This is a genomic window from Gillisia marina, from assembly GCF_000258765.1.
Classification (GTDB): Bacteria; Bacteroidota; Bacteroidia; order Flavobacteriales; family Flavobacteriaceae; genus Gillisia; species Gillisia marina.
Genome location: NZ_AJLT01000004.1, coordinates 1 through 25756, shown reverse-complemented (window position 1 = coordinate 25756; position 25756 = coordinate 1). Strand labels below are relative to the sequence as shown.

Genomic DNA, 25756 nt, shown 5'->3' with positions numbered 1-25756 from the left:
AAAAAAACCAATTACAAAATGAAAAAGAATATTTTATCAATAGGGTTATCTTTACTATCGATAGTTGCAATAGCCCAGAAAAAGGAAATTCGCGATGCTGGAAAAGCAATCGAAAAAGGAAGTTATGCGGAAGCAAAAACTTTATTGACTCAGGCAGAATCTATGTTAGGTGATGCTAATGATAATCTTAAAGAAGATTTTTACGTTTTTAAAGGTCAAGCATATTTGGGAACAGGAGAAGGAACTTCTGTAAAAGATCTTATGACTGCTTCAGAGGCTTTCAAAAAAGCTGAAGAATTAGGAAATGCAGAAGCAGCGGCTCAAGGTTTAGCTGGTGTTACTAATAGTTTAATCCAAAGCGCAATTAACGATCAAAATGCAGAGAAATATGATATGGCTGCAGAAAAGTTATATGCAGGTTATAAACTAAATCCTAAGGATACATTGTATTTATACTTTGCAGCTTCTAACGCGGTAACCGCAAAGGACTATGATACTGCTCTTAAATATTATGAAGACCTCAAAGATCTTGGATATACTGGTATTGAAACTGAATATATAGCAGTGAACAAGGCAACAGGTGAGGAAGAGGCTATGCCGAAAGTGCAACGTGACCTAATGGTTAAGACTGGTGAATATATTAAGCCGGAAGATAGAGTTGCTCCTTCTAAAGCTGGAGAAATCACTAAGAATATTGCTTTAATCTATATCGAGCAAGGTAGAGAAGATGAGGCTATTACTGCTTTAGAAGCTGCAAAAGCTGCTAATCCAGATGACTCTACTTTAATGCAAACGGAAGCCGATATGTATTACAAAATGGGTGATAAGGATAAATATAAAGAGATTATGGAGGAAATTGTTGCTCAAGATCCTACCAATGCAACTTTATATTACAATTTAGGAGTTACTGCTTTTGAGATGGGAGATAATGATGGAGCTATCGCTTATTACGAAAAAGCTCTAGAGTATAAGCCAGAAATGACTGAGGCTCGTTTAAATATAGCTGCTGCAATACTTTCTAACGAAGCGAAAATTGTGGAAGAAATGAATACTTTAGGTATGAGTAAAGCTGATACTAAAAAGTATGATGAACTTGCTGAAAAGCGTGAAGAAGTTTATAGAAAAGCACTTCCATATTTAGAAACAGTAATGGAAAATGATGCCGACAATTTAGAGGCTATTAGAACGTCTATGAATATCTACTACCAATTAGGAGATAATGAAAAGGCAGATGCATTACAAGCAAAACTAACTGCAAAAGAAAATAATTAAGAATTTTATATTCTACTAAAAAAGGCTGTCATTTCTGACAGCCTTTTTTTTTTGTTCTTGTATTTAAATTTAATATTTCTTTATAATCTATTCAGACATTGCTTTTTGTCATTCCTACGGAGAAGGAATCTTTAACTACAATGATTTTGCACGAAAGAGATTCTTCGGTTTATTTCTCTCTTTCAGAATAAGAAATTACGAGTTCAATGTTATTAAGCCTTTCGAAGAATACCAGATTTAAATAATCTTCTTGATCACCCTTAATTGGTGGGTATGCCTTTTTAATTCAGCATTAAAGATACCGGAGTGATCTATTCTATCAATCCTCACTTTTCCATTTACATGAATAATATAATTATCATGCATAATAATTCCGACGTGCGTAATCTTCCCTTCAGAATTATCGAAAAATGCAAGATCTCCAGGTTCACTTTCTTCAATGAAACTCAAAGCTTCTCCTTGAGTAGCTTGCTGGGAGGCGTCTCTAAGTAAAGAATATCCATTAAGCATATAGACCATTTGCGTTAGCCCGCTACAATCTATTCCAAAAGGCGTTTTTCCACCCCACATATATGGAGCATTAAGATATAAAAGTGCTGTATTTACCAAATTGATCTTTTCCTTTATTCCTGAAACACTGCTGCCATCAAAAGTGCTTTTGAGAGGCGCATTGCTATTAAGAACAGATCCCAAAGGGATCGTGGTAAGACCTTCGGAATCATCTGTAAGGAATTCGATGAGGTCTGCAGAATATCTTCTGGTTTCAGAGGAAAGCTCAAAATATACAGATTCTTCAATTTTTACGAATTGGCGGTTATCTATCCAACCTTCATAAGAATCGAATGCAATACGAATTCGGCTCCACTTACCACGTTCTTCAAGAACCTTAAAATATTCCCCATACAAGAGTTGGGTAACCATTTCAGAAGCATCGGCCGGTTGAATTCTAACCGGCACAATGCTCAAGTTGCATATTCCGTATTGCATTAATTAAAACTTGCTTATTAGACTTAGTCTCTCTGAATTACAATTGCAGATGCTCCACCACCTCCGTTGCAAATAGCAGCGGCACCGGTTTTAGCATTATTTTGTTCTAAAACATTCAATAGGGTTATTATAATTCTAACTCCCGAACATCCTAGCGGATGGCCTAAAGAAACCGCTCCACCATTAACATTTGTATTTTTGTCTGTAAGTCCTAACAACTTCATATTTGCCAATCCAACAACAGCAAAAGCTTCGTTAAATTCAAAAAAGTCCACATCTTCTTTTGTAATTCCAGCCTTAGCTAGAGCTTTAGGAAGTGCCTTAGAAGGTGCAGTCGTAAACCATTTTGGTTCGTGAGCAGCATCAGCAAAACTTTTAATGCTTGCTAATACTTTTAATCCTAATTCATCTGCTTTTTCACGGCTCATTAAAACTACAGCTCCGGCTCCATCATTAATTGTTGAAGCATTTGCAGCAGTAACAGTACCGTCTTTAGAGAATGCCGGACGTAAAGAAGCAATTTTATCCATCTTTACATTCTTGAATTCTTCGTCCTCTTTTATTACTATAGGATCTCCTTTTCTTTGAGAAACTTCTACAGGAACAACTTCATTATCGAACTTCCCATCTTTCCATGCCTTAGAAGATCTTTCATAAGATTGAATTGCAAATGCATCCTGATCTTCTCTACTAAAGTTATGTTCTGTTGCACAAAGGTCGGCACAGGTTCCCATTGCATTATGATCGTATGCATCTACTAGGCCATCTTTTTGCATTCCATCTATCATCGTAGCAGGGCCAAATTTTTGTCCAGATCTCAAATGCATATAATGAGGTATTAAACTCATGTTTTCCATTCCACCTGCAACAATAATATTGGCATCGCCTAACATAATAGCTTGCGCTCCTTGCATAACTGCCTTCATTCCACTGGCACATACTTTATTTATAGTAGTACATGGTACAGTATTCGGAATCCCGGCTCCTAATGCAGCTTGTCTGGCAGGCGCTTGTCCCACTCCGGCTTGTACCACATTTCCCATTAATACTTCTTCCACCATTTCTGGCTTTAATCCTATTTTATTTAAAGCTCCTTGAATCGCGATAGAACCTAATTTTGTTGCTGGTACTGTAGATAATCCACCTAGGAAACTCCCTATTGGCGTTCTTGCAGCACTTACAATTACTACTTCCTTATTCATAACTTAAAATTTTAATTTTTCTCTTGATGCGAATTTAGTGATTTTATCAAGAACAAACCAAGGCTTCTAGGTGCACCGTGTTTTTTTACTACATTTGAAAAATAGTACTACAATACATGAACAATTTCGTAAACAACTTTTACAAAAATCAGGCATTATTTTACAAGATTTTTCTATTTATAATCACCGCGATTTTAATTGTTTACCTTCTTCCCAAGGGCGGCAAATTCAAATATGAGATTACAAAAGGCAAACCTTGGCAATACGAAAATTTATATGCTCCGTTTGATTTTGCGATCTTAAAAAGCGATGCCGAAATAGTTAAAGAAAAGCTTCAGATAAATACTAATCATATTCCTTATTATACGGTTAATGAAAATGTAATTGAACAAGTAAAATCGAAGGTTTCGGAACAATTAGAAAGAACTTTTACCGATAGTATTTTAAGAAGAAAGGAAAGACAATTATCTAGTTTTATCGATAAAACCTTAGATGATATTTACGAATATGGAGTTTTACTCGATGCAAAACCAGCCGATGCAAACAAACTAATTTATCTAAAACGAGGCAATGAGGCTTTTGAGGTGAACTACGATAAATTACTCCTTCAGGATGAAATTAGGCCTTATCTAAATATTCAAATAAACCTTAGCAATCTAGCTTCTTTAAAACCGGAGCTGTTAGAGTTCTTTTATAATGTAGTTAAGCCAAATGTCACCTTCGATGCAGCACTTACCCAGAAGGAACTAGATAGTAAATTAGGATCCATTTCTTATACTAGGGGAAGTATTGAACGCGGGACTATCATTATTTCCAAAGGAGAAATTGTAGAAGGGGAAACCTTGGATATTTTAACCTCTCTTAAATCTGAATATGAATCTCAGGTATGGAGTGATTCCAGTTATAATTGGATTTTATTTGGTTACAGTATTTTAGTTTGCCTTGCTTTGCTGATGTTGCTATTGTTTATTAGAAGAAATAGAAGAGATATTTTTGATAACAATGTAAAGGTGTCGTTTATTTTCTTCAATATTCTATTGATGGTTTTTCTAACCACCTTGGTGGTAAGGTTCGAAGCGAAATATGTCTACATCGTACCGCTTTGTATACTGCCATTAACTTTAAAAGCATTTTTCGATTCCAGGCTTGGTTTGTTCTCTCATGTTATAACCGTTCTAATTTTGGGGTTCGTGGTTCCAAATAGTTATGAATATATGTTCCTTCAGATTATTGCCGGGATTGTTACCATTCTAACGGTTTCAGAATTGTATAAAAGAGCTAACTTATTTATTTCAGTAGGGCAAATTACCTTTATTTACATTCTTGTTTATTTTGCTTTTACCATCATTCAGGAAGGAAATATTCAGGATCTTAATTCTGAAATGTTTCTTACGTTTATTCTAGGTGGATTGGCAACCTTGTTCGTGCAGCCGCTTATTTATATTTATGAAAAACTCTTCGGATTGGTTTCAGATATGTCACTTTTGGAATTATCTGATACTAATTCGAAACTATTAAAGGAGTTGGCAGAAAAAGCACCCGGAACATTTCATCATTCCTTGAATGTTGCAAATTTGGCTGAAGCTGCAGCTAATGAAGTTGGTGCAAATGCCATGCTGGCTAGGGTAGGAGCCCTGTATCACGATATTGGAAAAATGGAAAATCCCACTTATTTCTCTGAGAATCAAACAAGCTCTGTGAATTCTCATGATGAATTATCCCCTGCAGAAAGTGCAGAAATTATTATTAATCACGTGATTCATGGAATTGAAATTGCCCGAAAGCATAATATCCCGGATAGGGTTATAGATTTTATTAGAACCCATCACGGTACTTCTTTAGTGTATTTCTTTTATATGAAGGAAAAGGAAATGAACGAAAAGGTGTCTACTTTAGACTTCAGGTATCCTGGCCCAATTCCGTTTAGTAAAGAGACTGCAATTTTAATGATGTGCGATAGTGTAGAAGCAGCTAGTAAGAGTCTAAAGGAACCTACGTCGGCCAAAATTGATGATTTTGTAGAAAGAATTATCAATAAACAAATGGACGAAGCTCAGTTTTTAAATTCTAACATTACTTTTAAAGAGATTCAGCTCATTAAGAAGGTGTTAAAGCAGAAGCTGAAAAATATTTTTCATTTAAGAGTAGAATATCCGGAGTAGTTAATGAACTTCTAGTATTTTAATTTCTTTTTCGTTTAATACAAACGTTTCTCCGGCTTTCTTGCCCTTCAATTTTTCATAAATAGGGGCTTCAGTAGAAATAACGAATACGCTGCTGCCATCATCCATTTGCACTTTTCCTAAACCACATGCAATAAAATAGTAATTTTCTTCGGTCTCTATCACGCTTCCAAATTTTATGGTTTCACTGTAATGTTCTCTATCTACTTTGTTAAGGGTGAGTTTCATAGTTTGGGCAGTATCAAGATATTTGGCATATTTTTCAAAATTTCCTAATAATTCTCCTTGGTTTCCCTCTTCATCATAATCTGTATGAGTATCGTTTGCTTCCATAGATTCTTTTACCGAGTCCATTTCTGCCTTGTATCGCGATATTTGCTTGTTAATTACATCCAAGCAATTGTTAAATAATTGAATTTTATTTGGTACCATCTTTAGAGTTTTCATTAAAAGTAGGTATCGATTTTCATCTTATATAAATATTTGGAAAAAATTAATAATTATCCAATTCCATATATTTCATCATTATAAGTCCATAAGCTTATATTGGTATTTTATAAGTCTACAGACTAATAATTTATATTTATAAGTCTTTAGACTAATAAAATTTATATATTTGAAGTTATGATAGCAGTTTTAACAGCCGATTTAATAGATTCTTCCCTTTATGAGGAGAAAGTTCTGAAACAAGTATTAGATACTCTTAAGCAAGAATTTAAGGGGATTACTAATGAATATGAATCAAATGAAGTACGTCTTCAAATCTACAGGGGAGACAGTTTTCAAGGGATTATTAAAAGCCCTGAAAATGCACTTAAAATAGCGCTTCAAATTAAAACAGCTATAAACAGGATTCATTTTAAAGAAACAGTAAAAAGCAAAGCCTATTCTAAAATAGCCGATTTTAAGATCGCTATTGGGATTGGAGAACAAGACTTAGAACGGGAAGCGATTTCAGAATCTAATGGTCCCGCTTTTCAATACTCCGGGCGCACTTTGGATGAAATGAAGTCTGAGCATAGAAAAACAAAACTAAAAACCGATGTTGAGGAGATTAATAATGAATTTAACACCTCATTATTTCTATTAGATACCATCACCGATAAGTGGAGTACGGCCTCTGCAGAGGTTGTATATTATCTTTTAAAAGATCTTAAGGAGCGGGAAGTGGCAGCAGCCATCAACATTAGTCAGTCTGCCGTAAACCAACGTAAAAAGGCCGCTGGCTGGGATGCTATTTCTGTATTATTAGATAGATATAGAGATGTGATTATAAACAATTTAGCAAACAAGAAATAAGATGCTCATTTTAATACAATTACTTCTTGCACATCTTTTAACAGATTTTGTGCTGCAGCCAAATAGCTGGATAAAGCATAAAAGAAAATATAAAGCAAAATCTCACTTTTTGATTATCCATGCTTTAATAGCAGGGGTTTTGACAGTAGTATTTCTTCAGAAATTAGAGTGGTGGTATATTGGATTAGTTATAAGTGTCACACATTTCTTAATAGATTGGTGGAAACTAAATCAGAAAAAAGACAACCTCAAGTATTTCATTTTAGATCAGGTCTTTCATTTAATAATTATAGTTGCGGTATGGCTATACTTAATAAATGGGTTTTCTAACATCCTCCCATTTTTAAAAGAGCTTTTAAATTCTATAGGTTTACTCGCAGTTATTGGCGCATATTTATTTGTAATATTCCCAGCAGGTTTTTTAATTGGAAAAGCAACCAAGAAATGGCAAAATGAAATAAAAGAATCCCACCAAAAGAACAGTCTTGACGATGCCGGGCGGTATATTGGTATATTTGAGCGTATCCTCGTATTAACCTTTATCCTCACCAACAATTTCTCGGCAATTGGGTTTTTAATCGCTGCCAAGTCTATTTTAAGGTTTAGCGATAAATCTGAAAGTGGAGCCAGAAAGCAAACAGAATATGTGCTTATTGGAACTTTAATAAGCTTTACAATAACAATCCTTATTGGGTTGTTAGTACGCCATTTCTTGTTCCAATAGTTGAATATTGCTAAACATTCGCTCTTTGAGAATGTTCATCATTCGCTTATTTAAAGCTGAAGAATTTTCGATATAAAGCAAATATTCTTCAGTAGTAAATTGGCCAATAACAATTCCTTTAAGGCTATTTCTGAATTTTATATCCCGCTGAATAGCATTTTCAATGAAACTCAATTTCTTTTCTACAGAATAAGTGTGAAAACTATTTTTGTGCTTCTTAATGTAATTCCTGAACACTTCTACAAAGAGTTCATTTTGGAGCTTAATAACTGGGCGTAAGGTTTTGTTTTGAAATTGTTCATCACGACTCATTATTTCTGAAACTCTTGCCGATGGAATTTCTGGTCTAAGACGAAGCAATTCTGTATCTCGATGATTCATAGTTGTGAAGTTTATTAAATTTAAATAAAATAAAGGCTGATTTTTAGAACGCTTAGTCAACTTTTAAACCGATTTATAAACAAATTCGTCAGTTAAAAGTCTCTTAATCGCTTTAGTCCTTAACATGGTTCTTTTTACCTTTAATCAAATTGAAAAAAGTTATGATTGTATCACGTAATCCATATAATGGGGAAGAAGTAGCCAGTGTCAAGGAATTTAATAAGAAAGAGATTGATGAGGCATTAGAGGCTGCCGATAAAAGATTTCAGAGCTGGAGACAAACTTCTTTTAGCGAACGTTCAAAATTGATGATGTCTGCAGCAGCAGAGTTAAAGAAGAATAAACAGGAATATGCCGAAACTATTACGTTAGAAATGGGTAAACCAATTACACAGCTATTGCCGAAGTTGAGAAATGTGCGTGGGTTTGTGAGTACTATGCTGAAAATGCAGAAAAGCATCTGGCAAAGGAAATTATTAAAACAGATGCAAAGAAGAGCTATACTTCCTTTGAGCCTATTGGTGTTGTTTTGGCCGTAATGCCTTGGAATTATCCTTTTTGGCAAGTTTTTAGATTTGCTGCTCCGGCATTAATGGCTGGAAATATAGGTGTTCTAAAACACGCTAGTAATGTGATGGAATCTGCCAATAATATTCAGAAAATATTTGAAAGAGCAGGCTTTCCAAAGGGATGTTTTCAAAATCTTCCAATTAGTAGTAAGAAAGTAGAAGAAATTATTAGAGATCCTAGAATTAAAGCAGTTACGTTAACAGGAAGTAAACCTGCAGGTAGCGCCGTAGCTTCGGTGGCTGGAGAGGAGATCAAAAAATCCGTTTTAGAGTTAGGCGGAAGCAATGCTTTGGTAGTTTTTGAAGATGCCAATCTTGAAAATTCTGTAGATACCTGTGTACAGGCACGGTTTCAGAATACAGGACAGAGTTGTATTGCAGGAAAAAGACTTTTATTACAAGATTCCATTGCTGACGAATTTTTGGAGCTTTTTTCGAAAAAGGTTAGAGAGCTTAAAAGTGGAAATCCAATGGATGAAGAAACCTACATTGGCGTTTTGGCACGCGAAGATCTTGCGGAAGATCTTGAAAAGCAAGTTGCAGCATCTGTGAAACAAGGAGCAAAAATTCATTTAGGAGGCATTAGAAATGGCACTTATTATGAGCCTACAATTTTAACAGACGTTACTAAAGAGATGACGGTTTTTAAAGAAGAAACTTTTGGCCCTGTAATTTCTGTAACAACTTTTAAAGATGAAAAAGAAGCGGTAGAACTAGTAAATTTTTCAGATTTTGGATTGGGAGTATCTGTATTCACCGACGACTTGGAATTTGCAGAAAAAATAGCTCCTAATTTTGATGATGGTGCGGTATTTATAAATGAATTGGTGAAAAGTGACCCTAGATTAGCCTTTGGAGGAACAAAAATATCTGGTTATGGAAGAGAATTGTCTATTCATGGTATTCGGGAGTTTGTAAATAAGAAAACGGTGTATATTAAATAAAATTTCTAATTATAATATATGAATTTCGGAAAAGTAGACGATCCCGGCAATATAGATTTTACTTTGCCACCAACACACGAGCAAACAATTAAAGTTTTAAAAAAGCAGGAGCCATCTAAATTTTTAAATGTGAGAGTGGGTTGTGCTAAATGGAATAAGAAAGATCTCAAAAACTTTTATCCTAAAGGAACAAAAGATGAATTAACATATTATACATCGCAGTTTAATTCTATAGAATTAAATGCTTCCTTTTATAGAATGTTCCCTCCAGAACAATTTCAAACATGGTATGATAAAGCTCAAGGAGATTTTCAATTTTTTCCGAAGGTAACAAGATCTATCAGTCATATTAAAAGACTAAATGATTCACAAATATTGGTAGATGATTATGTGAGTAATTTAATGCCTTTGAAAGAGAAGTTGGGGATGGTTTTTTTGCAAATGCCGGAGAATTTTCATCCTAAAAATTTAGATAGAATAGAACCGTTTCTAAAACATTGGCCGAAGGAAATTCCACTTGGATTAGAATTAAGACACACAGAATGGTTTCAAGATTCATCTATCTCTGATGAGTTGAATGAAATTTTAATGAAACATAATATCACCAATATTATCACCGATAGTGCTGGTAGACGCGACTTACTTCATATGAGGCTTAGTAACGAAACCGCATTCATTAGGTATAATGGCGCAAATCATCCTTCAGATTATACCCGTTTAGATGATTGGTTAAACGTGATAGAAGAGTGGTATGAATTAGGCCTTAAGAACCTATATTTCTTTGTGCATCAAAATGTTGAAGAGGCATCCCCACTCTTATCTGCGTATTTTATAAAAAAGCTGAACGCCAAGTTTAATTTGGAGCTTCCAATTCCAAACACCTTAAGCTAAATGAGGCAAGAAATAGCAATTACTGTAGATGCTGTAATAATTAAAGATTTAAATTCTTCAGCTAAAATTCTTTTAATAAAACGGAAGAATGAGCCTTATAAAAATAATTGGGCCTTGCCGGGAGGTTTCCTTGAAGCTATTGAAAACTTGGAAGATGCTGCGAAAAGAGAATTATTGGAAGAAACTGGGGTGGAAGTAGAAGATTTAATACAATTGAAAGCCTATGGTGATTTAAATCGAGATCCACGAGGTAGAACAGTTTCAATCGCTTTTATTGGAATAGTAAATAAGGAAGTGAGAATAAAGGCGGGAGATGATGCTAAAGAAGCAGTCTGGTTTAATTTAGATGAGCTACCCGAACTCGCTTTTGACCATTCAGAAATAATTGAAGATGCAAAAAGGTATCTTCAGCGTAATAAATTATAATTAGTAAATATGAGATTTCATACCAGAAAATGGGTAAAACCACAAGACCTAAATCCTAATGCATCCTTATTTGGTGGCAGATTACTAGAATGGATAGACGAAGAATGCGCATTGTATTCCATTATTCAATTAGAAAACCCAAAAGTGGTCACTAAATTTATGAGTGAAATAAATTTTCAAAGCTCAGCTTCTCAAGGGGATATCATTGAAATTGGGATAGATGTGGTGAAATTTGGTAATGCTTCTTTAACCCTGCGTTGTGAAGTACGAAATAAGATGACTAGAGACACTATTATAACTATAGAAAATATTGTTATGGTTAGTTTAGATAAGAATGGGAAACCCAAGGCTCATGGTAAATCTCAAATAGAATATGTAAAAGACCGTCTTAAGGATTAAGCCTTTTTCGTTGGATTCTCATCTTGTTTTAAGGAAGAAAGTCTTACTGGTAACTCTAAGTCCTTGTTACCACCATAGATCTTAATCTCTTGAATATCTGCCGGCATATAATATCCATTGTCTTCTAAGGCCTCTTTCACGGCTCTCACCACACTTCCTTTAGTTGTAAGTGCTTTTCGTCTAAAATCTTTAGTATCTACCCAAAAGAACACTTTTAAATTAACGGTGCTTGTCGCTAATTCATCTTCGATCACAAAATTTTCATGCTCTTCATCTTCAATTACGTCTGGCTCATTTCTTAAAGCTTCCATAACTGTTTTCTTAGCTCCTTCGATATTATCTTCGTATGCAATCCCAATCACAAAATTCCATCTAAAGAAACCATCTTCCGTATAATTTGTCACAGGTTCAGTTAAAACATCACTATTTGGGATATAAACATCTTTTCCGTCGAATGTTTTCAGCTTTGTATATCTAAATTCCAAGGCTTTCACTTTTCCAAAATTATCACCAATTTCTACAGTGTCATTTATATCAAAAGGCCTATTGAAAGCGAGAATGATTCCAGCTATAAAATTCTCTCCAATATCTTTAAAAGCGAAGCCTAGGACTACCGCACTTGCTCCAGCAGCCGTTAGAATTGCAGTTGCAATTCCGCCTAAACCAGCAGCTCTCAAGGCGAGCATAATTGCTATTAATAAAGCGATAATTTTAATAGTTTTCCCTAAAAACCGACTCATTAGCGGGTCATTGGTACGATTGGAAATCCGCTTTCTCGCGAAATTGCCAATCCAAGAGCCAATTAGGACTCCTAAAATTATAATTAGTAAGCCCAATCCTATTCCAGGTAACTGATCTATAAAACTTTCATAGAAATGTTTAAAAGATTCATTTAAACTTACCTGATCTGTAGAACTATCCTGCATTTATTATAATTTTCTGAAATATAGATATTAAAAAAACCTTCTTCTATTAAATATTTGTTAGAATATTAAATAGATGAAGGCTTAAGTGAAATGAAACGATGTACTGATTTGTATTTCAGCTAGTTTTAATTTTATTGACCTTCCGCTTTTTTCTCTACTTGTTCTTCTTTTGCATCCTGAATTTGTTCTTCAGCATTTTCTAGTTGACTTTCGGTAGGCTCTTCAGATTCTTGTTCCTTTGCATCTTTTGGTTCAAGACTTAATTCCACATAAAATGGAAGGTGATCTGAGTCTATATCTTTTCCTTTTGCAAGCTTGATTACTTTAAACTCTTCAGAAACATAGAATTGATCTAAGGGCCATTTCATTATAAAACTGGTTGCATCAAATGTGTTATAAAAACCTCGACCAACCCTAATATCTAATAACGTACTTACCTTTTTGAATAATTTGGTACTTCCAGACCAAGGAACATCGTTGAAATCTCCGGCTACAACAACTGGCATATTTCGATTTAAAGCTTTTTTAGCGACCATCATCATTTCCCCGTCTCTATCTGTAGAACTTGGATTTTCCTGAGGCATAGGTGGTGTAGGGTGGATTGCGTACAACATAATCTCCTTACCCGATCTTAATTTAACAATGGTTTGAATTGAAGGAATACTATCGTCTACTAAAAATTTCTTTTCTGTATCTTTTAATTGAAGCTTAGAGTACAAAAGCATTCCATAGGTATTATCTATTGGGATTTCTACTTTGTACTTATACTTAGAAACCGCTCCAGCAACATCATTCATCCAACGAGTATCAGTTTCAGTTAAGAGAAGAATATCTGGATCTATCGTATTAATCTCTTCAATTAAAATATTTGGATTGGTGTTTTTTTTGTAGCACGTTGGCCGCATAAAATTTAAATGCATTTTTATTATCTATTGTGTTTTCAGCTTCTCCAACTTCATATGAATTATGAGGGATATAAGGATAAACCTTATATAGCTGAAAAACAAAACACGCAAGTAAAACGGTTACAAATGCATAATCCTTGATCCATTTTACATCGAATCTCATAAAATAAACCACCAAGGCCACGAAGGTAAGAATGGTTAACTGCGTATGGGGATAATCGAACATTCTAATCCACCAGAAATCTGCTGCAGCTATGGGAATTAAGGTTAACAGGATGGCAAATAGTCCGAAACCTTGTAAGAAGGGTTTTAATTTCATAGGGTTAGTTTTATGGGTTGGTTATGCTTGGTTTTTGTTTATTTGAGAATTCTGATTCATATTATCTGCTAAATATTTTAGATCATCTCCCGATGGAGCTTCAAAAAGTTGAAGCCCAAAATAAGGCAATGCTGCTATTAAATGATCGAAAATATCTGCTGCGATATATTCATAATTCTCCCAACGCTTATCGCTACTAAAACAAAGGATTTCCAACGGGATTCCCTGTGGGGTTGGTGATAGGTGCCTAACCATTAAGTATAGCTCTTTATTAATAGCCGGATGATCATGTAAATAAGCATCGGCATACTTTCTAAAAATTCCTAAATTGGTTTGATTTCTACCATTTATAGGAAGTGAGGTGTCTATATTATTTGTCTTATTATATTTATTTACCTCTTTTTGGCGATGCTCTAAATAAGGAGCTATGAGTGTTATAGATTTAAGTTTTTCCAGATCTTCTAAAGTCACAAATTTCACTGAATTCTGTTTGATATTTATTGCACGTTTAATTCGTCTGCCAGGTGATTCCAGCATTCCACGCCAGTTTTGAAAAGAATCTGCAATTAAACTATAGGTAGGAATTGTAGTGAATGTATTATCGAAATTCTGAACCCGAACAGTTGCAAGATTTATTTCAGTAACATCTCCATCTGCTCCATATTTACTGAAAGTAATCCAGTCTCCAATACGCACAATGTCATTCACTGAAACTTGTATAGATGCTACAAATCCCATGATTGTATCTTTAAATATCAATAAAATAACTGCAGATGCAGCACCTAATGATATCGCAAAATTGAGAACGGATTTCCCGGTTATTTCAGAAAAAATAAACATGATGCCTACAATCCAAATAAAGATCATAAGTACTTGTATGTAACTATCTAAAGGCTTGTCATAAAATTCTTCTCTGGTTTTTAAATAGTTTTTACTGGTGCGTAACAAGCTTCTAAAGATCCAAACAACTAAAATTATTATATACAGATTCGTCAAGAAAATAACAACCTTTAAAACGAACTGATGATCTATTAGAATAACCGGAATAGTAGCGTAAATCAAAAGAATTGGAATAATTCTCCCTACATATTTTGGGAAATTACTCTTTATCAAGAAATCGTCGAACGTAGTTTTGGTTTTATTGGTAAATGCTTTAAAAGATTCAATTACAAATCTTCTAATGATATAATTCACCAAAATAACCAAACCAAAAAGTGCTAGAAGATTTATTGCCAGATTAAGATAACCTGCGGCAACAGTATTCATTCCTTGTTCAATAAAATAATTTTCAAGAAAGCAACTTGTAGGTTTTATATTAAGAATGTCTTCAAACATATTATAAATACTTTTTTTCTATATAGAATGGGCCAAATGGAATTACTGAACATGCAACGGCAATCAGTAAGGTTTTAAAATTCCAATTCAGAATATTATAAACAAGTATAGCACCCACAAGATAGGATATAAAAAGGATTCCGTGTGCCATTCCAACCACTTGAACCATTTGCGGGAGGTTAAACAAATACTTTAATGGCATGGCTATAAAGAGCAATAACAAAAAGGAAAGGCCTTCTAGAATACTTACCCATTTAAAAACCTTAATTTGAATTTGATCATTCATCAATTTAAATTTTCGCAAAGATAAATTTAATACTTAGAGTAGGTAAATATTCCTTCTATTAAAATGTGTGTTGAAGGAGCAAGCCTGTTAAAACTATACCAAAAATTAAATGGAAATGTCTTTAAATATGCTTCATTTTTCGCAATTTGACTATTTTGCACTCAATTAGAAAAATTAAAAATGAAATCTAAAATATTAGTTACCGGCGGACTTGGATTTATTGGTTCTCATACGGTAGTGGCGCTTCAGCAGCAAGGATTTGAAGTTGTAATTATAGACAATCTATCAAATTCTTCCATAGATGTATTGGCAGGAATCACAAAAATCACCCAAATTACTCCAGAGTTTGAAAATATTGATCTTCGAAATAAGGAAGCGGTAAATGAGTTTTTTGAGAAATACGATGATGTAAATGGAGTTATTCATTTTGCAGCTTCCAAAGCAGTAGGGGAGAGCGTTGAAAATCCGTTGCTTTATTATGAAAATAATTTATCTACTTTAATTTATATATTACAACATCTAAGTAAGAAGGATAGCGCTAATTTTATATTCAGTTCTTCTTGTACAGTGTATGGGCAAGCAGATTCTTTACCAATTAATGAAAATGCTCCTATTAAAAAAGCGATGTCTCCTTATGGTAACACCAAGCAAATAGGGGAGGAGATCATTAAAGATACCTGTAAGGTGCATCCTAATCTAAGCGCAATTTCTTTGAGGTATTTTAATCCTATTGGGGCGCATCCAAGTACAGAAATAGGAGAGTTGCCAATAGGAACTCCTCAAAATTTAGTTCCGTTTATCACCCAAACAGCTATTGGGAAGCGCGAACAATTATCTGTTTTTGGAAATGATTATCCAACAAGTGATGGAACTTGCATTAGAGACTACATTCATGTAATGGACTTGGCTAAAGCTCATGTAGTCGCTTTGCAGAAATTAATGAATGGTAATTCTGAAAGCAATTACGATGTTTTCAATTTAGGAACAGGGAAAGGAAATTCAGTATTAGAGGTAATAGAGTCTTTTCAGCGTTCTACAGGAAAGAAGTTGGCTTATAAGATAGTAGACAGGCGAGAAGGAGATATTACAGCAGCTTATGCAGATACACATAAGGCAAATTCAGTATTAAATTGGAGAGCAGAACATAGCTTGGATGAAGCTTTAGAAAGTGCGTGGAAATGGGAGAAAAAAGTCTTTAAGAAAGAAGATTAGGAATCGCATCTATAAATTTGAAAATAAAAAAGCCACTTATAGATAAGTGGCTTTTTTATTTTTATTTCCCATTCACATAGAAGGCGTGAATTACACCGGGTAACCAACCTAAAGCTGTAAGCAATAAACTAATTAAAAAAGTAACTCCAAGGCCATGTTTTAAGAATACAGCTAATGGTGGTAATAATATATTTATAATAATAGTAATCAAAGACATAGTATATGTTTTTTTTGGTTTTGCCGAATTTAACTATTCTCTTCTATAATCTACAATTCAGGCATTTGGTTTAGCTATATTTTAACTAATTATAACTTCTTCTTAGGAATACTTAAACTGAATTAGAAAAGGTATCTTTGCAAATTCAAAATATAATTATGAGCTTTACTGAAATAGGTGTTTCTAAAGAAATCGATAAAGGATTAAAAGAATTAGGAATAATAAATCCTACTAAAATCCAAATGGCTGCCATCCCGGTTTTATCTGTAGAAAATATAGATTTTGTAGGACAGGCGCAAACGGGAACTGGTAAAACTGCGGCCTTTGGATTACCAATATTGGCCAAAGTAGATCCTAGTAGAGATTATATTCAAGCCTTAGTATTAGCACCAACTCGGGAACTTGGGCAACAAATTGCTAAACAGTTATTCAAATTCACAAAATATTCTGAAAATGTATTTACTGAAGCCGTTTACGGAGGTGAGAAGATCGATATTCAGATTTCAAGATTGAAAAGACCAACCCAAATTGTGGTTGCTACCCCTGGAAGACTAATAGATCTTTTGAATAGGAAGGCATTGGATATTTCTAAAATTCATACGCTTGTTTTGGATGAAGCAGACGAAATGTTGAGTATGGGTTTTAAGGATGATCTTACCAAGATACTTTCAAAAACAAAAGGGGACAGGAATGTTTGGTTGTTTTCGGCTACTATTCCAAAAGAACTTAATGAAATTATAGAAAACTACGTTTCTAAAGATGCGCTTAGAATCTCTGTAGATAAAAGTGATTCTGTGAATACTGGAATTTCTCATCACTATGTAACCGGGGACGATAATAATAAGCTAGATACTTTAGCCTCTTTTCTGAAATCTCAGGGAAAACAAAGAGGAATAATATTTACCAAGACAAAGGCTGCTGCAAAGATTTTGGCTAAGCAATTACATTCCAAAAATCATGAAGTTGGCCTGTTAGAAGGTGATATGCTTCAAAAAGATAGGGAAAAGGTAATGAGAGCCTTTAAAAATAAAAGTTTGCGTTTACTAGTTTCTACAGATGTTGCCGCCAGAGGAATAGACGTAAATAATTTAGCATTTGTGGTGCATTACCAGTTACCAGATCAAACCGAATACTATACTCATAGAAGTGGACGTACTGCCAGAGCCGGAAAAACTGGAATTTCTTTGGTTTTAGTCAATCCAAAGGAAACCAGAAGGATCTATGAATTGGAGAAGGAGCTTAGCATTAAGTTTACTAAGATTAAATAGATCGATTAGTTAAAGCGTCTATATTTTGCTAGCATAAACGTGTAAATGGCATATGCTATTAATCCTGCGGCTACAACTCCTAGTAACCAAGAACCATAGGATGAATCTTCTAAAAAGGAGAATACATCTGATGTGGTTTTAATTTTATCGGGATCTGAAGTATAGGAAGCTTTAATCGCAAAGAAACCTAAAATTAAAAAAATAACTCCTCTTGCAGCAAGGCCAAAATAAGCAGAATTATAGATGGTTTTTTTTTCGTTTTTCTTCACTTAGAGCTTTAGAACTGAATTTCTTTTCGAATTTATCCTTTTTTATTCGTGTAAATTGATAAATACCTAATCCTATTAATATAACTCCTACAATTCCTAATAGTACCAAACCTGTATTAGTACCTAAAAAGCTTCCATCTTCCCCAGATGATCCTCCAGAGCTATTTGCTGATCCAATGGCGTCTAGTAATGCAAGAACTCCGAGACCTAAATACAAGAATCCGCTCACAAAATAGCCCGTGCGTTTTACTTTCGCTTTTTTATCACTTCCAATATTTTCAGGATCTTTGATAGCCTGAGTAAGCCTCCAAAATGCATAGCATAACAAACCAAGAGCAACGATAATAAGCAAGATTTTTCCAAATGTTTGTTTTTCCAGGAAATCTATAACTTGAAGCTTGCCAGCTTTTTGTCCGCCCATATTAAAGGCAGCTAAAAAAGTTAGTATTCCTATGATCGCATAAATAATTCCTTTGGCAACTAGCCCCGTTCGCGCTATGTTTTTTAATTTCTTGTTCATAATTTTCTGGTTGGATGTTCAATATATCAGAAAACATATAATTTTATATGCCCTTTATAATTAAATTATGAAAAGTTCAAGATTTACACGAAGAGTAAAAAAGAAATCTTATTTAGGGAAATGGAAGTAACTTAAAGGGATTGTAAAACTTAAAAACTTCTATATTTAGAAGAGAGAAACATGTATACTGCATATCCCAAAAACCCGACGGATATCATTCCTAATTGAAAAGATCCCCAAGTGGAGGTTTCAATAAAATGAAATACATCCGAGGTGTTTTTTATTTCATCTAAATCTGCAGTAATAGCTGCTTTTAAGGCAAAAAAACCGATAATTAAGAAAATTATTGCGCGGGAAGTCATTCCCATATAAGCGCTATTTTTAATAATCTTTCTTTTCTTTTCGTCTGTCATGGATTCAAAATCGAATTTTCTTATAAAATTCGTTTTAAACAGTCGTGTTATCTGGTAAATCCCCCTTCCGGCAAAAATTAAACCTACTGCTGCTAAAATCCAAAGACCTTTTTCTGTAGTTAAAATACTGGAATGCTTAAGACTAGAAGAGCCCGATCTTCCGCCGGCTGTGAGAATTGCAAGCCCTGCTAAACCTAGGTAACTAAGTCCGCTTACAAATAAAGCAAAACGTTGCCCTTTATTTTTGCTTTTCCCTTTCTTGCCTTGAGGATCCACAAAAGCTTGTGCAAAACGCCAAGTAGCATAGCAAGAAAGTCCCAAAGCCAAAAGAATTAATAAGGTGCTACCTAAGTCTTGTTTTTTAATAAAATCAAGAACTTCTTCTTTCCCAGCTTTTTCCCCGCCAATATTTATTGCCGCCATAAATGTTAATACACCTGTTATGGTATAAATGACACCCTTAGCGATATATCCTGTGCGAGCTATATTTCTTAGTGCGCCCATTAATAAGTATCAGGAATAATGTTCATATAAATTTGAAAATCACAAATAAGCTTGTTTTAAACCATTTCAAATATTACCAAAGCATAGGCATAAAACCTAACAAACCTAAGTAAGCCATACATAAGATAACTCATGAAAGGAAATCTTATAATTCCAGCAGCTATACTAGTCATAGCAAAAGGAATGGGAAGTAGTGCTCCCACTATAATTAAAAAACCACCCCATTTTCGAGTGTTTTTAATATGCTTTGCCATGTTGGTTTCAATTTGTTTATGTACCGCCGGAATTTTAGTGATTCCAACTCCAATCCAATAAGAAACAATTCCACCCAAATAAGAGGCGGCGGCCAAAAGCGATAAATAAAATATAGGGAATTCAGATTTTCCCGCCCAAGCAATAAATAATTCGGGAGGGATAATTCCTAGTAAAGATTCTGAAGCAAAAAATACACTAAGAATACCTATAGGAGAATAGGTTTCGGTAACTGTAACTAATAATTTATCTAGATCCAGAACAAAATAATCCAATGCGAAAATGGCTGCGATAAAAAGGATAATCGGAATAATTGCCTTTTTTACACTCTTAGCTACAAACTTATAAAAGCCTGTGTAGCTATAATATTGATGAAGTAAACGCGCTCGCGATTTCTTTTTAGATTTCGCTTCCTTTTTCATTCATGATTAATTTAGTTATAGACATATTAATGCTATTATAAAAGTCGATTAAAACTTATATAATAGCATTGAAATACAATTAATTATCTTCAGCATATTCAGTTAAAGCACGACTATATTCACGTAGATCGATCACATTATTTTTTATTGAAGTGTCATGCATCAAGGATAGTAAATAATCTAAACTTTCCTGAGGAGTAGATTCAATAGCAGCAGTTGCTTCTTCTTCATTCTCATCAATTGGTTCATCATCTGGAATAGCAATTTCGAAAGAATTTGTAGACTCAATATGTTCAAAAGTTAATCGAATCACTTTTGCCAAAAGAGGATTTTCTTCTTCAATAGCAAAAGGCCTTAATTGCTTTAGATCATCTACAAGCGTATTGATTACTAAACCATTGCGCATTAAATCGCGTTGTATTTTATCAATTAATTTTTGAGCTTTAGGATTTTTCAACTTATATATTTTTTATGTTACTGTCAAATTGTGAAACCCTATATCAGCTCATTTTATAGGCTTTTTAAGGGTGATCGCAAAGTTACTGCTTTAAAGTTTTTTTGAAACCATTTTGGCTAATATTTATAAAAGATTTTAATGCTTTGTTTAAAGTCTTCATTCATAGTAAGCAAGCCATATTCTCACCAAGAATTAACAATTAATTAGTCTCTAAAATTTTTAGTGGCAATAGATCTTTAGTAGTTTTAAATCAATTCAATAAAATAAAGAAAATGGAAAATTATAAAGGAAAAGTAGCTCTTATAACAGGAGGTAGCAAAGGAATAGGATATGGTGTAGCCGAATCTCTATTGAAATTGGGTATGAAGGTAGCTATTACGAGTAGAAGCTTAGATTCTGCAGAAAAGGCTGCTAAGGATTTAAAAAATATAGGAAGCGGAGAGGTTTTAGCCTTGGAAGCCGATGTTAGACAATATAAAAGCCAGGAAAATGCAGTAAAGAAAGTTAAAGATACCTGGGGACAATTGGATGTTTTGATTGCCAATGCCGGAGTAGGGCATTTTGCACCTATAGATGAATTGAGCGTAGAAGATTGGCAAGCTACTATAGATACTAATTTATCAGGTGTGTTTTATAGTATTAAGTCTTGTTTAGAAAGCTTAAAAAAGTCTGAAGGTTATGTAATTACCATTTCAAGTTTGGCGGGAACCAATTTCTTTGCCGGAGGTACGGCATATAATGCGAGTAAATTTGGAGTAACAGGATTTACTCAAGCAGCAATGCTCGATCTTAGAGAATATGGAATAAAAGTAAGTACCATAATGCCGGGGTCTGTTGCAACTCACTTTAATGATCATGAGCCTAGTGAGAAGGATTCTTGGAAAATTCAAAAAGAGGATATAGGAGAACTAGTCGTAGATCTTTTAAAAATGAATCCTAGAACCTTGCCTAGCAAAATAGAAGTGCGGCCTTCTATGCCTCCAAAATCTTAATTTTTATAATATTTAGAAAGAATTAAATAGGTATAAAAATGCTTCCAAGGCTAATGTTTTGGAAGCATTTTTTATAGCAAATGGTTATAATTAAAGAGCATAAGTTTATTTAATAATTGCCTGATATTTAGTAAATTAAATACAACTTTCCTTAAATGTCTAATTATGAAAATAAAACTACTTTTTTTATGCTCATTCTTTTTGATGGCCAGTTTTTGTGAGAGAAGTGAACATCCAAAAGGTACTATTGATCTTGAAAATGAAACTTTTGTATATCTTCATTTTAAAACTGAACAGCAATGTTTAGATTCGCAACATTCAGATTTTTTTATAAACTGTCATTCTGAAATTAGTTTCTTTGAAAATGGTTTGGCTGAAATTATTCTCACGGATATTATCTGGAGGGGAGAATACTCTGTAATAAATAAAAATATAATTTTAAGATTTGAAAATAATCCTGAAGTGCCACAAGGAACCCTTGTGTTTGAGATTATAAATGATTCCAAGCTAAAAAAGATAGATGATAAAACTATTTGGAATAAAATGAATGGAAACTCGATCTGAGATTAATAAAACAAGGAATTCCTGAACTCATTTTTAAGAAAGTTCAGGAATTTTAATTTAGATCTTCACAATCATTTTACCGCTATTTTTACCCTTAAATAAATCTAGGAACGCCTGTGGAGTATTATCAAAGCCTTCAACTATAGTTTCAGAATATTTAATTTTATCCTCCTGTAGCCACGTTGCTAATTGTTTGATCGCAGGTCCAAATTCTTTTACATAATCTCTAACAGTAAATCCTTGCATTAAAACACTTTTTTTTGATGAGAGTGCCTTCATTTCTAGGACCCGTAGGCGTTTCGGTAGCATTATAAAGAGAAATTGCACCACAATTAATAACTCTACCAAATTTATTGATGTGTTCTAAAGCAGCATCCAGAATTTCACCTCCCACATTATCAAAGTAAACATCAACTCCGTTAGGACATGCTTTTTTTTATAGCTTCGCTCATATTAGAGGTGGTTTTATAATTGATAGCATTATCAAACCCAAAATCATTTTGAAGCATTTCGATTTTTTCGTCTGTTCCGGCAATTCCAACCACTTTACATCCTTTTATCTTTCCTATTTGGCCAACAATACTACCTACAGCCCCCGCTGCTCCAGAAACCAGTAGAGTCTCACCTTCTTTTAACTTCCCGATTTTCTCTAATCCTAAATACGCCGTTATTCCAGTTAAGCCTAATACTCCCAGATATGCAGACAATGGTGCCGAGTTAGGATCTACTTTATTTAATCCTGCGCCATCGCTCACTTGAAACTCTTTCCATTTCAGCATTCCGTTAACAAAATCCCCTTTTTTAAAATTCGAATTATTAGAAGAGATCACTTCAGCAATAATTCCAGATTCTAAAGGTTTATTAACTTCAAAAGGTGCTATATAGGATTCTCCACTTCGCATTCTTCCTCTTAAATATGGATCTACAGAAATATATTTTGTTTTCAATAATAATTCGCCATCCCCGGCACTAGGCTTGTGCTCTTCTTTAAATTCAAAGTCGTTAAGAGTAGGAGTTCCGGAAGGCCTATTTTTTAGATAAATTGTTTTATTCATAATCTATAATTTTCGATTTGTAATTTTTATGCCTTTAATTGATTTCTTATAAAATTATTGAATTTTAAGTCCTCCCTTGTTTTAAAGACTATAAATCGTGGCATTTTCAGAAAAGTTTAACGCTCCTCACAGCATTTGCCATTACCTTTACATTTCAAAATTTATACTAAAATTTGAAGTACCCGAAGTTTAATTTTAGGGAATCCTACAAGGAATCTATATTGTTTCTCAAAAGCACCGATTTCACTAAGGCAATCATTTTGGCTTTGGGAATAACGATTCCTATAATTATCGGAATTTATGTGAATTACTTTGAGATAGGGCTTGCTTTGGCGCTTGGAGCTTTACTAAGTTCCCCAAGTGATGTGACAGGAAGTTTTCGGAACAGAAATTTCGGAATTTTATTATCTGCTCTCATAGCAGTGTTGGCGAGTTTAATTGGCGCGCTTTTAAATCCTTTAGCTTGGATTACTATTCCAATTATAGGTGTCATTATGTTTGCTTTCTCTTATTTCGCAGTATATGGATTTAGAGCTTCCCTTATAAGTTTTTCAGGGTTATTTGCGCTCGTGCTTAGTTTTGCAAATATTTTTAACGTGCTCGAATTTTATGAACGCGCTATTTTAATAGGCTTAGGTGGAATTTGGTATTTATTTTTGACGATGGCTTGGCATAAGATAAACCCCAAGGCAGAAACCGAACAATTTTTATCTCAAGGCTTAGATCTCACTGCGCAGTATTTGGAAATTCGTGGGAAATTATGGGATGCAAAATCTAACAGGGAAAAACTACAAAAAAGACTCTTAGAGCTTCAGGCAGATTTAAATGTAAATCATGAAACGCTACGCGATATTTTAATTTCTTCACGTAAATCATCGGGAAATTCAAATTTCGAGCGTAGGCGATTATTAATATTTATTCAGCTAGTCGATATTTTAGAATTAGCAATGGCTAATCCTGTGGATTATGAAAAGATGGATGAGATTCTATCTAATCATCCTGAAAAAACACAACTTTTTCAGTCTTTAACTTTTGAAATGGCTGCTAGGATGAGTCATATTTCTGAACTCTTATTACATTCAAAAAAAAGTAAAAAACACGGGTATTTTGGATGAATATCTTCAAAAGATAAGAGACCTCATAGATAAAGAAAAACCTTCAGAAGTAATTGGGTCTTTAGAAAGTTCTATTCTGCTTAAGAATTTATATGATTATCAATACAAACAGGTAGAAAAAATTAGAAAGATTGAACACATCTTAAGTAATAAAGATTTTAAGGAATTAGGCTTTATAAAAAATGTAGATGCCCAACGTTTTATCTCGCATCAAGTATACGACCTTAATATTCTAAGTGAAAATTTCAGTTTAAAGTCACCAATTTTTAAACATTCTTTAAGACTTGCGCTTGTTGTAATGATTGGGTTTACTATTGGTGCATATTTTTCTTTACAAAACGCATATTGGATCTTACTTACAATTGTAGTGATAATGAGGCCCAATTATGGACTTACAAAGCAACGATCTAAGCAGCGGATTTTAGGTACGTTAATAGGAGGGGCCTTTGCTACCGGTATCGTTTTACTAATTCAGGACACAACAGTATATGCTATTCTTGGGATATTAAGTTTAATAATTGCTTTTTCCATGGTTCAGAGAAATTATAAGACCTCTGCGACCTTTATCACGCTAAGCGTGGTATTTATTTATGCGCTTTTAAAACCAGATGTGCTTAATGTGATTCAGTTTAGAATAATAGATACTATAATTGGGGCTGGTTTAGCAGCCTTAGGAAATGCAGTGCTTTGGCCCTCATGGGAATATTTTAGTATTAATGCGGTAATAGGGGAGAGTTTAAATGCAAATAAAGAATACTTAACTTCTATTCAAAAATATTATCAAAAAAAAGGAGCAGTTCCCACTACTTATAAATTGGCGAGAAAAAGAGCTTTTTTGGCTAGTGGAAATTTAAGTGCTGCATTCCAAAGGATGGCTCAAGAGCCAAAGTCTAAGCAGATGCATTTGGACAAATTTTATGAGGTGGTTGTATTAAATCATACATTTTTGTCCTCGCTTGCATCTATGGGTACATATATCCAAAACCATCCAACTACAAAGGCTTCTGATTATTTTAATAATTATATGCATGAGATAGCTAATAATTTAAATATTGCACATGGTCTAATTTCTGAAGAGGATTATACAGAACCTATAGAATCTAATAATACAACTGAAGCCCAACAATATTTTGAGCAACGATTTGAAAATATAAATGAAAATTCTGGACTTGAAAAAAGGGGATCTGACGCTACTGACATAAGTAATATAGAGCAATTACAAGAAGTTCAATTAATTACAACTCAATTAAAATGGCTGTATGCTTTGAGTGAAAAAATTATAAAGAGAATTAGAATAATTGATTTTCCAAAAGCTTAGTTCTTAAATTTTTAGTATGCTTTTAACTACAAAAAGCCACCTAAAAAAGGTGGCTTCCAAAATTTTAATTTAAAATTTTAGCCTAATTATCGTTTAGGCTGTTGAGTTTTCTTTTGATCCTGCTTTTTTT

At 33.8% G+C, this 25756-nt stretch carries 30 protein-coding genes and 1 pseudogene; 14 read left to right on the top strand and 17 right to left on the bottom strand.

Going from position 1 to position 25756, the window contains the following annotated elements:
- Nucleotides 1–18: 18 nt before the first annotated feature.
- Nucleotides 19–1272, top strand: coding sequence for a tetratricopeptide repeat protein (locus ON07_RS01645; RefSeq protein WP_033445003.1), 1254 nt, complete (start codon nt 19–21; stop codon nt 1270–1272).
- 237 nt (nt 1273–1509) lie between these two features.
- Here the strand turns inward: ON07_RS01645 and ON07_RS01640 are convergent, their stop codons facing one another.
- Both ON07_RS01640 and ON07_RS01635 read right to left on the bottom strand, forming a co-directional pair.
- A complete protein-coding gene (locus tag ON07_RS01640) occupies nt 1510–2259 on the bottom strand; it encodes a C40 family peptidase (RefSeq protein ID WP_010227650.1) in 750 nt (249 codons plus the stop codon).
- Between the two features lie 23 nt (nt 2260–2282).
- The gene (locus ON07_RS01635; protein WP_010227649.1) at nt 2283–3461 is read right to left on the bottom strand and encodes an acetyl-CoA C-acyltransferase; all 1179 of its coding nucleotides are present in this window, start codon (nt 3459–3461) and stop codon (nt 2283–2285) included.
- 116 nt (nt 3462–3577) lie between these two features.
- On the opposite strand from ON07_RS01635, the gene ON07_RS01630 reads away from it, so the two are divergent.
- Nucleotides 3578–5623: an HD family phosphohydrolase gene (locus tag ON07_RS01630; RefSeq protein ID WP_010227648.1), complete on the top strand. Its 2046-nt coding sequence runs from the start codon at nt 3578–3580 to the stop codon at nt 5621–5623.
- Here the strand turns inward: ON07_RS01630 and ON07_RS01625 are convergent, their stop codons facing one another.
- The gene (locus ON07_RS01625) at nt 5624–6076 is read right to left on the bottom strand and encodes a hypothetical protein (protein ID WP_029331320.1); all 453 of its coding nucleotides are present in this window, start codon (nt 6074–6076) and stop codon (nt 5624–5626) included. It abuts the gene before it with no gap.
- A gap of 192 nt (nt 6077–6268) precedes the next feature.
- Here ON07_RS01625 and ON07_RS01620 point away from each other — a divergent pair, with 192 nt between their 5' ends.
- Together ON07_RS01620 and ON07_RS01615 are read left to right on the top strand one after the other, a co-directional pair.
- Nucleotides 6269–6943 carry a SatD family protein gene (locus ON07_RS01620; protein ID WP_010227646.1) on the top strand — a complete coding sequence of 225 codons (675 nt, stop codon included), beginning with the start codon at nt 6269–6271 and terminating at the stop codon, nt 6941–6943.
- Between the two features lies 1 nt (nt 6944).
- Entirely contained in the window at nt 6945–7667 is a 723-nt protein-coding gene (locus tag ON07_RS01615) for a DUF3307 domain-containing protein (protein WP_010227645.1), read from the top strand.
- Here ON07_RS01615 and ON07_RS01610 read toward each other — a convergent pair.
- Nucleotides 7641–8048: a hypothetical protein gene (locus ON07_RS01610; protein ID WP_010227643.1), complete on the bottom strand. Its 408-nt coding sequence runs from the start codon at nt 8046–8048 to the stop codon at nt 7641–7643. The genes ON07_RS01615 and ON07_RS01610 overlap by 27 nt on opposite strands.
- Before the next feature lie 161 nt (nt 8049–8209).
- Between ON07_RS01610 and ON07_RS14160 the strand changes: the two are divergent.
- The 4 genes and pseudogenes from ON07_RS14160 (at nt 8210) to ON07_RS01590 (ending at nt 11277) form a co-directional block, all read left to right on the top strand.
- A pseudogene (locus ON07_RS14160) lies at nt 8210–9561 on the top strand (NAD-dependent succinate-semialdehyde dehydrogenase).
- Nucleotides 9562–9579: 18 nt separating this feature from the next.
- Entirely contained in the window at nt 9580–10452 is an 873-nt protein-coding gene (locus ON07_RS01600; RefSeq protein WP_010227641.1) for a DUF72 domain-containing protein, read from the top strand.
- The gene (locus ON07_RS01595; RefSeq protein ID WP_010227639.1) at nt 10453–10878 is read left to right on the top strand and encodes an NUDIX domain-containing protein; all 426 of its coding nucleotides are present in this window, start codon (nt 10453–10455) and stop codon (nt 10876–10878) included.
- A gap of 9 nt (nt 10879–10887) precedes the next feature.
- Complete coding sequence (locus ON07_RS01590) at nt 10888–11277, top strand: acyl-CoA thioesterase (RefSeq protein WP_010227637.1); 390 nt, start codon at nt 10888–10890, stop codon at nt 11275–11277.
- Here ON07_RS01590 and ON07_RS01585 read toward each other — a convergent pair.
- The 5 genes from ON07_RS01585 to ON07_RS01570 all read right to left on the bottom strand — a co-directional run bounded on the left by ON07_RS01585 (nt 11274) and on the right by ON07_RS01570 (nt 15048).
- A complete protein-coding gene (locus ON07_RS01585) occupies nt 11274–12203 on the bottom strand; it encodes a mechanosensitive ion channel family protein (protein ID WP_010227635.1) in 930 nt (309 codons plus the stop codon). The two genes, ON07_RS01590 and ON07_RS01585, sit on opposite strands and share 4 nt — an antisense overlap.
- A 131-nt stretch (nt 12204–12334) precedes the next feature.
- Complete coding sequence (locus tag ON07_RS14155; protein WP_237708823.1) at nt 12335–13108, bottom strand: endonuclease/exonuclease/phosphatase family protein; 774 nt, start codon at nt 13106–13108, stop codon at nt 12335–12337.
- A complete protein-coding gene (locus tag ON07_RS16840) occupies nt 13059–13427 on the bottom strand; it encodes a hypothetical protein (RefSeq protein ID WP_237708822.1) in 369 nt (122 codons plus the stop codon). The genes ON07_RS14155 and ON07_RS16840 overlap by 50 nt, the downstream gene beginning before the upstream one ends.
- A 21-nt stretch (nt 13428–13448) precedes the next feature.
- Nucleotides 13449–14762, bottom strand: a complete 1314-nt coding sequence (locus tag ON07_RS01575) for a mechanosensitive ion channel family protein (protein ID WP_010227633.1) — start codon at nt 14760–14762, stop codon at nt 13449–13451.
- 1 nt (nt 14763) lies between these two features.
- Nucleotides 14764–15048: a DUF3817 domain-containing protein gene (locus tag ON07_RS01570; RefSeq protein ID WP_010227631.1), complete on the bottom strand. Its 285-nt coding sequence runs from the start codon at nt 15046–15048 to the stop codon at nt 14764–14766.
- 180 nt (nt 15049–15228) lie between these two features.
- Between ON07_RS01570 and galE the strand changes: the two genes are divergently transcribed.
- Nucleotides 15229–16260 (top strand): UDP-glucose 4-epimerase GalE, encoded by a 1032-nt coding sequence (gene galE / locus ON07_RS01565; protein WP_010227630.1) that lies wholly within the window; start codon nt 15229–15231, stop codon nt 16258–16260.
- A 61-nt stretch (nt 16261–16321) separates the two neighbouring features.
- On the opposite strand, the gene ON07_RS01560 is transcribed toward galE, so the two are convergent.
- Nucleotides 16322–16477, bottom strand: coding sequence for a YqaE/Pmp3 family membrane protein (locus ON07_RS01560; RefSeq protein ID WP_010227628.1), 156 nt, complete (start codon nt 16475–16477; stop codon nt 16322–16324).
- 158 nt (nt 16478–16635) lie between these two features.
- Between ON07_RS01560 and ON07_RS01555 the strand changes: the two genes are divergently transcribed.
- Nucleotides 16636–17745, top strand: a complete 1110-nt coding sequence (locus ON07_RS01555; RefSeq protein ID WP_010227626.1) for a DEAD/DEAH box helicase — start codon at nt 16636–16638, stop codon at nt 17743–17745.
- Between the two features lie 5 nt (nt 17746–17750).
- On the opposite strand, the gene ON07_RS16835 is transcribed toward ON07_RS01555, so the two are convergent.
- The 5 genes from ON07_RS16835 to ON07_RS01535 form a co-directional block, all read right to left on the bottom strand.
- Complete coding sequence (locus tag ON07_RS16835; protein ID WP_237708821.1) at nt 17751–18014, bottom strand: DUF1206 domain-containing protein; 264 nt, start codon at nt 18012–18014, stop codon at nt 17751–17753.
- Entirely contained in the window at nt 17983–18534 is a 552-nt protein-coding gene (locus ON07_RS14150) for a DUF1206 domain-containing protein (protein WP_237708820.1), read from the bottom strand. The genes ON07_RS16835 and ON07_RS14150 overlap by 32 nt, the downstream gene beginning before the upstream one ends.
- A gap of 149 nt (nt 18535–18683) precedes the next feature.
- Nucleotides 18684–19451 (bottom strand): DUF1206 domain-containing protein, encoded by a 768-nt coding sequence (locus ON07_RS01545; RefSeq protein ID WP_010227624.1) that lies wholly within the window; start codon nt 19449–19451, stop codon nt 18684–18686.
- 56 nt (nt 19452–19507) lie between these two features.
- Complete coding sequence (locus ON07_RS01540; RefSeq protein WP_010227623.1) at nt 19508–20125, bottom strand: YqaA family protein; 618 nt, start codon at nt 20123–20125, stop codon at nt 19508–19510.
- Between the two features lie 79 nt (nt 20126–20204).
- Complete coding sequence (locus ON07_RS01535; protein WP_010227622.1) at nt 20205–20582, bottom strand: hypothetical protein; 378 nt, start codon at nt 20580–20582, stop codon at nt 20205–20207.
- A gap of 272 nt (nt 20583–20854) precedes the next feature.
- Between ON07_RS01535 and ON07_RS01530 the strand changes: the two genes are divergently transcribed.
- Both ON07_RS01530 and ON07_RS01525 read left to right on the top strand, forming a co-directional pair.
- Nucleotides 20855–21574 carry an SDR family oxidoreductase gene (locus tag ON07_RS01530; protein ID WP_010227621.1) on the top strand — a complete coding sequence of 240 codons (720 nt, stop codon included), beginning with the start codon at nt 20855–20857 and terminating at the stop codon, nt 21572–21574.
- 165 nt (nt 21575–21739) lie between these two features.
- On the top strand, nt 21740–22138 hold the full coding sequence (locus ON07_RS01525) for a hypothetical protein (protein WP_010227620.1): 399 nt from the start codon (nt 21740–21742) through the stop codon (nt 22136–22138).
- A gap of 57 nt (nt 22139–22195) precedes the next feature.
- On the opposite strand, the gene ON07_RS17580 is transcribed toward ON07_RS01525, so the two are convergent.
- Nucleotides 22196–22417: a hypothetical protein gene (locus ON07_RS17580; RefSeq protein ID WP_316928059.1), complete on the bottom strand. Its 222-nt coding sequence runs from the start codon at nt 22415–22417 to the stop codon at nt 22196–22198.
- Between the two features lie 140 nt (nt 22418–22557).
- Nucleotides 22558–23193, bottom strand: a complete 636-nt coding sequence (locus ON07_RS17575; protein WP_316928058.1) for an NADP-dependent oxidoreductase — start codon at nt 23191–23193, stop codon at nt 22558–22560.
- Between the two features lie 173 nt (nt 23194–23366).
- Between ON07_RS17575 and ON07_RS16830 the strand changes: the two genes are divergently transcribed.
- Both ON07_RS16830 and ON07_RS16825 read left to right on the top strand, forming a co-directional pair.
- Nucleotides 23367–24308, top strand: coding sequence for a YccS/YhfK family membrane protein (locus ON07_RS16830; RefSeq protein WP_237708819.1), 942 nt, complete (start codon nt 23367–23369; stop codon nt 24306–24308).
- Complete coding sequence (locus ON07_RS16825) at nt 24301–25626, top strand: FUSC family protein (RefSeq protein WP_237708818.1); 1326 nt, start codon at nt 24301–24303, stop codon at nt 25624–25626. The genes ON07_RS16830 and ON07_RS16825 overlap by 8 nt, the downstream gene beginning before the upstream one ends.
- Nucleotides 25627–25756: the final 130 nt, after the last annotated feature.

Coding starts and splice junctions, on each gene's coding strand:
- ON07_RS01645 (WP_033445003.1), top strand. CDS start 19: ATGAAAAAGAATATTTTATCAATAGGGTTATCTTTACTATCGATAGTT.
- ON07_RS01640 (WP_010227650.1), bottom strand. CDS start 2,259: ATGCAATACGGAATATGCAACTTGAGCATTGTGCCGGTTAGAATTCAA.
- ON07_RS01635 (WP_010227649.1), bottom strand. CDS start 3,461: ATGAATAAGGAAGTAGTAATTGTAAGTGCTGCAAGAACGCCAATAGGG.
- ON07_RS01630 (WP_010227648.1), top strand. CDS start 3,578: ATGAACAATTTCGTAAACAACTTTTACAAAAATCAGGCATTATTTTAC.
- ON07_RS01625 (WP_029331320.1), bottom strand. CDS start 6,076: ATGGTACCAAATAAAATTCAATTATTTAACAATTGCTTGGATGTAATT.
- ON07_RS01620 (WP_010227646.1), top strand. CDS start 6,269: ATGATAGCAGTTTTAACAGCCGATTTAATAGATTCTTCCCTTTATGAG.
- ON07_RS01615 (WP_010227645.1), top strand. CDS start 6,945: ATGCTCATTTTAATACAATTACTTCTTGCACATCTTTTAACAGATTTT.
- ON07_RS01610 (WP_010227643.1), bottom strand. CDS start 8,048: ATGAATCATCGAGATACAGAATTGCTTCGTCTTAGACCAGAAATTCCA.
- ON07_RS01600 (WP_010227641.1), top strand. CDS start 9,580: ATGAATTTCGGAAAAGTAGACGATCCCGGCAATATAGATTTTACTTTG.
- ON07_RS01595 (WP_010227639.1), top strand. CDS start 10,453: ATGAGGCAAGAAATAGCAATTACTGTAGATGCTGTAATAATTAAAGAT.
- ON07_RS01590 (WP_010227637.1), top strand. CDS start 10,888: ATGAGATTTCATACCAGAAAATGGGTAAAACCACAAGACCTAAATCCT.
- ON07_RS01585 (WP_010227635.1), bottom strand. CDS start 12,203: ATGCAGGATAGTTCTACAGATCAGGTAAGTTTAAATGAATCTTTTAAA.
- ON07_RS14155 (WP_237708823.1), bottom strand. CDS start 13,108: ATGCGGCCAACGTGCTACAAAAAAAACACCAATCCAAATATTTTAATT.
- ON07_RS16840 (WP_237708822.1), bottom strand. CDS start 13,427: ATGAAATTAAAACCCTTCTTACAAGGTTTCGGACTATTTGCCATCCTG.
- ON07_RS01575 (WP_010227633.1), bottom strand. CDS start 14,762: ATGTTTGAAGACATTCTTAATATAAAACCTACAAGTTGCTTTCTTGAA.
- ON07_RS01570 (WP_010227631.1), bottom strand. CDS start 15,048: ATGAATGATCAAATTCAAATTAAGGTTTTTAAATGGGTAAGTATTCTA.
- galE (WP_010227630.1), top strand. CDS start 15,229: ATGAAATCTAAAATATTAGTTACCGGCGGACTTGGATTTATTGGTTCT.
- ON07_RS01560 (WP_010227628.1), bottom strand. CDS start 16,477: ATGTCTTTGATTACTATTATTATAAATATATTATTACCACCATTAGCT.
- ON07_RS01555 (WP_010227626.1), top strand. CDS start 16,636: ATGAGCTTTACTGAAATAGGTGTTTCTAAAGAAATCGATAAAGGATTA.
- ON07_RS14150 (WP_237708820.1), bottom strand. CDS start 18,534: ATGAACAAGAAATTAAAAAACATAGCGCGAACGGGGCTAGTTGCCAAA.
- ON07_RS01545 (WP_010227624.1), bottom strand. CDS start 19,451: ATGGGCGCACTAAGAAATATAGCTCGCACAGGATATATCGCTAAGGGT.
- ON07_RS01540 (WP_010227623.1), bottom strand. CDS start 20,125: ATGAAAAAGGAAGCGAAATCTAAAAAGAAATCGCGAGCGCGTTTACTT.
- ON07_RS01530 (WP_010227621.1), top strand. CDS start 20,855: ATGGAAAATTATAAAGGAAAAGTAGCTCTTATAACAGGAGGTAGCAAA.
- ON07_RS01525 (WP_010227620.1), top strand. CDS start 21,740: ATGAAAATAAAACTACTTTTTTTATGCTCATTCTTTTTGATGGCCAGT.
- ON07_RS17580 (WP_316928059.1), bottom strand. CDS start 22,417: ATGAAGGCACTCTCATCAAAAAAAAGTGTTTTAATGCAAGGATTTACT.
- ON07_RS17575 (WP_316928058.1), bottom strand. CDS start 23,193: ATGAATAAAACAATTTATCTAAAAAATAGGCCTTCCGGAACTCCTACT.